This window comes from Mesorhizobium sp. M1A.F.Ca.IN.020.03.2.1 (assembly GCF_004023205.1).
In the GTDB taxonomy this organism is placed as follows: Bacteria; Pseudomonadota; Alphaproteobacteria; order Rhizobiales; family Rhizobiaceae; genus Mesorhizobium.
On sequence record NZ_RZSV01000284.1, the window covers coordinates 1 to 6391 of the forward strand.

Below are 6391 nucleotides of genomic sequence, written 5' to 3' on the forward strand. Positions count from 1 at the left end.
TCCTCATCAGGATAACGACGAACGAAACCGACACCTCAAAATGTGCCGCCGCCGCACGCCGAGAATGGCCCGCCTCGACAAACCGCACAACACGTTCACGCAAATCGAGCGAATAGGGCTTGGGCATGGCAAATCACCTCCACAAGGAAGTGAACCACAAACCTTACATCAGCGGAATCCTTCGCGATTCAATCTGATGGTCCGACGCTCTAAAGCCAGTTTTAGAACGGGATAAGACCGGAGAACGGAACGGAGGTCCATCGGTCGCCGTCGAAGATATGTGCCGCCTCGTCGTCAAAGGTTACGCAGAAGTCGTCGTTCGAGGAAAGATAGTACCCTGGCCTCTCGTAAAGCGTAGCGAAGGAGCCGTCTCCAGCGATCTCGTCGATCGTTTCAGCTTCTAACGTGGTTAGCAATCGACCTTTGAAAGCGTGAACATCCTGCAGGCTGGGACGATCTTCGGAAATATCGGTCCAAGAACCTGAGCTGTATAGAAAGGCGACGCCTTCATCCCCAACTGCCACGCCTTTTTCCGGTGTGGTGAAGGCGATTCCGTGCAAATCGACGTTTGTTGGAAGATGCTCAACGGAGGCGGTGCCCGCCACATAGGTAATTATCCGGCCGGATGAGGCGGCGAAGACATATTCGTCTCTCTTCCTTCGTGCCACTGAGTAGATATCCTGCTTGCCGCGGAAAGAGATTCGTTGCCATGAGCCGCGCCGGTTCTCGAAGATGAGACCATCCTCACCCATTATGAACTGAGGTTCATCCGCGAAACCGGTGAGTTTGATCGTCCCCAGAAGATCAACAGTGGCGATCGGTTCGACCCTGTCTCCGATCAATAGGATTTGACCATCCCAGACAGCTCCAAAAAGCTTGCCAGAGCGGTTGGCCCAGATCGACGCTACCCAATCTCGAATCTCGGCGACGAGCCGGACCTGGGGATTTCTTCGCCCGCTAAAATGATAGATGCGAGAAAGATGATCGCCAGGGCCGAGTTCCTCGTAAAACAGGCAGAAAAAGGCGTCGTTTACGGCGATGTGTGCGTCGGTGCATTCCATCGATCATACCTTTGGTACGTCACATTTGACTTCGTTGAGCCGGTCTTGGCTCCGTTTTCTGGTGGCCCATTTGAAATAGGTGTCACATATGGCCTTCAGGCATTCCTGGGCGTCAGGGCTAGCGGCCAGCTTAGGAAGGCTTTCTGCTGTATGCTGAAGTTCGGCGTCCCGAGCCTCTTCATATGTTTGCGAACAGGCACCTGACTTACCGGCACCTTCCGCTCGGCGCTGCGCTGCCGCCCGCTTGATCTGCTTGCGGGACTTTTTGCCATGCTGCGTGGTTTTTTTCTTCCCGTCGTTGAGGCAAATGCAAGGCGCGTCGCCCTCGGTATAACGTGGGAAGGCACCTATTGGTCCGCCACCACGCTCGGGTTCAAAAAAGGCATTCTGAATGACGTGGTCGGACTGCTGTTTTCCTTTCTTGCAGTGATTGTCAGCCTCGTCATAAGGGTGCACATGGATGTCAATCGAGGCAAGCAACGCTAAGCAGTTCTGTCCGCCTACGGACAAGGACGCTATATGAACCCAAGGCGGGGTGTTGCCTATTGGAGATGCATGATTGTTAGTAGCAAGATCCGTATTCCGGATAACCGGCTCGCCATCGAACTTTACGTTGTTTGACCAGGAGTTGAAGTACTCCTTGCCGGTGTTCTTCGAAGTGATAACGCCCTTCTTGGCGGCACAGCCCGCCTCTGTCCCGGACGTTTTGGACAAGTCGGATTTGTTCTTGATATTGACGGTCTTCCCGCCGATCTTGACAGTGCTCGTCCCCTGCTCGGTATCGCTGGCCATCCCGAAGCTGGGATACGGGATGGGCACTCCAGGGGGGGTTGCTGGGTTTTCGGGTGGCGTGAAGCAAACGTCAGGGAATGCAGCAATTGTCTGGGCGTTCACCGCCTTGCCGGAAATTTCCAGACCATTCGCGAATACATTGCTCACTAGTCGAATCTCGTTGCAAAGAGTGCGGCGCCACATGCGCCGGCATCGTTCGATGCTTCGATTAGCACTGGACTGCCGGCGGCATATCCCTTGCGGGCAGCCATCCAAGCCATGCCAATCATGAGCGGACCTGCTGCCGCGCCCACATTGCCAAGCGATTCGCCTGGGGACCAGATGTCCTGAAAATCGTGACGGCCGCGCAATAGACGCAAGCTTGCCAGTGCGCTCTGCTTAAACCAGTATTGCTCACCGATTAGATCGGCAATGCGATAGCCGAGTCGGCTCATCTCGATGCCCGTTTCCTTGAAGGCTATGTCGTATGCCGCAGTCATACCATCGCCGCGCAAGGGCAAGTCGTCGGAGTTGTAGATCGACGCGACCTCGCGGGCCAGGCCGAGGCCGAAGAGGCGAAAGCCACCACGCCCCGATCGCAGGCACAGAACTGCCGCAGCTGCTTCACCGGGGATAAAACCGTTGGGATTTTCGGGCGCCAGAAGTCGATTGTTCTTCTGGTAGTGTTCTATGGCCGGAGCCGTCAGATAGCTGTCGACGCCGGCAATCATCACGTAAGGCGCCTCACCCGATGCAATCATCCTGCGCGCTTGTTCCAGCGCCACATGGCCCGATGCACGATCGTGATTGATAATGCGCGAGCGTGCGTGGGGCTCGACATCGATAATTTCAGCGATATGGCGAAGCAGGCGACCTCCGTCGGCTATCGGCCGGCCCGGCCGGCTCTCTTCTGCCAAGCATAGAATGAGCGCGGTCTGACCTCGTGCTTCAGGAACGCTTTCGAAGGCCTCGCAGATCGCGGCGGCGGCGAGGTGGGCCATCCGCTTTTCGCCGATCCATTCGCGTGGCAAAGGCACCGGCGCGCCGGTCAGCCATTGACCGCTTGGTCCCAGAAAGCGAGTTTCCTGAAAACCGTCGAGGCGGGCGCGCATCGCTGCGCAGGCCGAGGGCGCATCAAGACCGACTGCCGTCACCATGCCAATCGCGGCTATATCGATGGCGATACTCATGCGTCTTCAGCTTCGTCATCAGGAACAGTGAGGCTGGCTCGAACATAAGCGCGCCCACTGGCGCGTGCTCGCAGCATTGACTCGGTCGGCGGCCCGACCCAGCATTCTGAGAAATCGAGGATAGTCCGCTGGATGCGTTGCGAGACGCGCCAAACCAGCGAAAAGCGGCGCTTCTCAGGCTCGAGGAGAATGGTGTCGGGGAAAACATCGGCCTCGTATGCTTTCTGCCTGCCCTTGAACAGTGTCATCGGCAGCGCAGTCGAGGGCAGCCGGAAGCTTACGCGCCCTTCCGGCGTCAGGTTCACCAACACCACCTCTTCGCCACCACGCGGATGATCGATTTGCTGGTCAGGCGGCGCCATCTGGAAGTAGCGCTCGTCGAAATCCTGCGGCAGGAATGGGAACACATTGTCGATCCAGTTCTGGTCATAAGTGCCGCCATATTCGATGCGGCCGGGCCAGCCTCGCCCCATCGGCCCGAAGCTTATCGGCTGGTAGTCGCCGAAGGGGGAGCGGATTTCTTCATTGACCGCCTGCGTGTTGGGCAGCCGCAGGCCTGGAATGAAACGCTGGTTCTTGGCGCGAGACCAGCCGGTGCCGACCGGGTTGTATTTGTAGCTGGCGGGAAGCTGATCCTCGGGGTCCAACCGGTCGACGCCGCCCCAAGCGAAATCGTAGGAGATCGGTAGTTTCAGGAAGGGCTGCGGTGCAGTTGCGGTGAAGACCGGACCTATGGCCCGCCACTCCCGGTGGCCGACCACTTCGAAGAGCTTCGACCAGTTGCCGACCTTGATGCCGACTGGTACCCGTTCCGCCGGGCGTTCACCCGGTGCATAGGCGCAGCCATTGGCAATCACGTCGCAGCGCGGCTTACGGAAGGCGAAGTCGGTCTCCCACAGCGTCGCTGAGTAACCCGGCGCGCCGGTATGCGTGTCAGCCATGACCAGCGGAACTTGCTCCGCCGATTTCTGCACGAGGCCGCCGGGCTTCTCCGGAAAATCGAACGTGCCCTTCACCACGACCACGATCCACTCATGGCCGGCCTTGTCCATGCCCATGGTGAACTGATGCGGAAAACCCAGCTGGTTCCAGATCTGCATCAGCTGGTCTCCCAGCTAGCGGCGAAGATCCGCTCCACCGTCTTTTGCGGCGCCTGCGGGTCGACGTCGAAGATATCCGTGCGCGCGGTCCACATGACGAGGTCGTCGACAACATCGCCATCCTCATCGACCGCCGGGGCAGGCAGGGCGCCCAGCGCGGCATCCAGTTCGTCGGGCGTCAGCTCGCCCCGTTGCGCGGCGAAGGCCGCTTCCTCGATGCGGTCGAACCAGGCATCCGAATAGGCCAGCCTGAGCGGCGCCTCGGCAAGCCGTGCGACGACGCTGAGCGGGAACTGTCGGCCGACCTTGTCGGCGCTCTGCACGATGACGCCGGCCGAGGCGCCGAACGAGGCGGGGCCGGCGAGAAAGCGCAACGCAGTGTCCGTCTGCCACGCATCGTGGCCAAACAGCGGGACGATCTGCTGCGCCAGCCAGCGATCCCAGACGCGCACGAAATCGCCCGGCAGCCGCCGCGTCACGAAATCGCCGGTGGCGGGTATCTTGCCGTAGAAGCCGGTGCTCATATCTGCGGCGGACATGTGAACTTCTTGAACATCTCGAGTGTGTAGGGGTTCTCGACGCTGGCCGCCTTGAGCTCGAAATCGGCATACATGCCTTTCGTGCCGAGGCGCAGGCTATAGACGTCGGAAAGGTTGGTTCCGGCGAACTTGCCGCTGCGCAGCATCCTCAGCCACGCCCAGCTGCCGGTCTCGTTGAGCATCACCTCGGGTGAGCCGTCGACCGGCTGGAACGCAAGCGAGATCACGCCGGTGCCGTCCTTGCCGGGCCATGTCATCGGCTGCGGCCGGGTCGCGTTGTTGTAGTAGACGAGGTTCTGGCCATCGAGGTTGAGCGTCACCCGCGCCACGTTGGGCGACAGGTCCTTTGGCTCCAGCGTGAAGTTCATCACCGGGCCGGTGCCGCCGGGAAACAGGTCGTCGCGGATGTGCCGTGCCTGCTCGAACGCCGCCAGCGCGGCCGCGTCGAGGCCGAAATCGGCGCGCCATTTCCACGGCTGGCTGGCGGTGTCGACATAGTTGATCAGATGGTCGTTGATGAAGGCGTCGATCAGGCCGGCGGGGCCGAAGAGGCGCTGGAAGTCGCGCACATTGACGTCGACCGCGCTGTCCGGGCTGAACGGATAGCGGTTGTTGAGCGCAGCCTGGCAGAAGGGCAGGATGTCGGCGCGCCAGATGGCATTGAGCTCGTTGGTGACCGCCTTCTGCGACAGGCCGCTGGTGTCGCCGGCAATCCCGCCCAGCCAGTCGTTGATCGGCGAAGGCAGGATCTGCGCCTGTCTTGCGACCGCCCCCGTCAGCTCGGCCAGGCCGCCCTGCTTCTTGATGGCGTCCTGCGGGTCGGGGTTGGCCGACACGGTCTGCAGCACATTGGACAGCGCCGTCAGCGCCACCACGGCTGCGTCGAGCGCCGGCGGCTGGCCGTCTACCTCGGCGATCGTGCCTTTGAGCGGCTTGAAGTGTTCGGCCACCAGGCTGCCGGTCATGTCGACCTGCTCGGCCGAGCCCGCGCGTGGCAGTAGTTTCGCTCCCGTCTTCACCACCTTGCCGAGTTTGCCGAGCTTGGAGAGCAGCTTCGAGCCGCTCTTGGCGGCAGCGCCGTTCTTGTCATCCGCCGGCGCTTCGTCGGAACGGGTGAGATCGAGTTCCTGCACGACCGCGGTGAGGAGCCGTTTCAACGCGGAATCGGCGCTCGAAAGGTCCTTGAGATTTTCGCTGGCGACGTTGAGGTCGGTCAGCGGCGCCAGCCGCATGTCGCGCAGGAAGCTGTCCCACTGCGAAATGTAGTCGTCATAGTAGAGCTTCAGAATGTCCTCGGACAGCGCCGAGACCGAGGTCTCGGCATTCTCCGAGCAGCCGCCGGCAAATACCGCGCGATCGAGCGCCGCCTGCGCCGCCACATCCTCGACGCGATCGAGAACGGCGTCGTGGAAGCCGGCATAGGTGTAGGCGCCGGGAACGCCGACGCGCAGCGTCTTGGCGGAGCGGCGCGCGAACACTTTGGCGCCGTTCGGGCCGGCGAAATTGGCCGGCACCCATTCCTTGACGGCTGCCACTTCCGGATCCGCGAGCAACTGCTTGTAGGCGCGCTCCGGCAGCGAGATGGTGCACACCGTCTTCAGCGCCTCGGCCACCAGCTCCTTGTCCGGGGCGATGTAGCTGTCGTCGACCGCCATGCGGCGGATCGCGGCGGCTGGTGCTGTTCGGCGTCGGCGGTCGGGAAGGGCGGGGCGGGTGCGCAATGCGGGAGA

Annotated in this window: 6 protein-coding genes and 1 pseudogene; all 7 read right to left on the reverse strand. The window is 61.1% G+C overall.

Annotation, left to right across the window (positions count from 1 at the left end):
• The coding region (locus EOA79_RS28375) for an IS630 transposase-related protein (protein WP_245489947.1) at positions 1 to 127 on the reverse strand (127 nt) is incomplete at its 3' end.
• A gap of 94 nt (positions 128 to 221) precedes the next feature.
• Positions 222 to 1061: a hypothetical protein gene (locus EOA79_RS28380; RefSeq protein WP_095823908.1), complete on the reverse strand. Its 840-nt coding sequence runs from the start codon at positions 1059 to 1061 to the stop codon at positions 222 to 224.
• 3 nt (positions 1062 to 1064) lie between these two features.
• Positions 1065 to 2000 carry a DUF4150 domain-containing protein gene (locus EOA79_RS28385; RefSeq protein WP_245322307.1) on the reverse strand — a complete coding sequence of 312 codons (936 nt, stop codon included), beginning with the start codon at positions 1998 to 2000 and terminating at the stop codon, positions 1065 to 1067.
• Positions 2000 to 3022 carry a beta-ketoacyl synthase N-terminal-like domain-containing protein gene (locus EOA79_RS28390; RefSeq protein WP_095823906.1) on the reverse strand — a complete coding sequence of 341 codons (1023 nt, stop codon included), beginning with the start codon at positions 3020 to 3022 and terminating at the stop codon, positions 2000 to 2002. The genes EOA79_RS28385 and EOA79_RS28390 overlap by 1 nt, the downstream gene beginning before the upstream one ends.
• Positions 3019 to 4122: a DUF2169 domain-containing protein gene (locus EOA79_RS28395; RefSeq protein ID WP_095823905.1), complete on the reverse strand. Its 1104-nt coding sequence runs from the start codon at positions 4120 to 4122 to the stop codon at positions 3019 to 3021. Before EOA79_RS28395 ends, EOA79_RS28390 begins: the two co-directional genes overlap by 4 nt.
• The gene (gene tagF, locus EOA79_RS28400; protein ID WP_095823904.1) at positions 4122 to 4661 is read right to left on the reverse strand and encodes a type VI secretion system-associated protein TagF; all 540 of its coding nucleotides are present in this window, start codon (positions 4659 to 4661) and stop codon (positions 4122 to 4124) included. The genes EOA79_RS28395 and tagF overlap by 1 nt, the downstream gene beginning before the upstream one ends.
• Positions 4643 to 6391 (reverse strand): annotated as a pseudogene (tssM, locus tag EOA79_RS28405) (type VI secretion system membrane subunit TssM); the annotation flags it as partial. The gene tagF and the pseudogene tssM, both read right to left, overlap by 19 nt.

What these genes read in the sequence shown, in the direction of transcription:
- EOA79_RS28380 (WP_095823908.1), bottom strand. Translation starts at nt 1,061, where the DNA reads ATGGAATGCACCGACGCACACATCGCCGTAAACGACGCCTTTTTCTGC.
- EOA79_RS28390 (WP_095823906.1), bottom strand. Translation starts at nt 3,022, where the DNA reads ATGAGTATCGCCATCGATATAGCCGCGATTGGCATGGTGACGGCAGTC.
- EOA79_RS28395 (WP_095823905.1), bottom strand. Translation starts at nt 4,122, where the DNA reads ATGCAGATCTGGAACCAGCTGGGTTTTCCGCATCAGTTCACCATGGGC.
- tagF (WP_095823904.1), bottom strand. Translation starts at nt 4,661, where the DNA reads ATGTCCGCCGCAGATATGAGCACCGGCTTCTACGGCAAGATACCCGCC.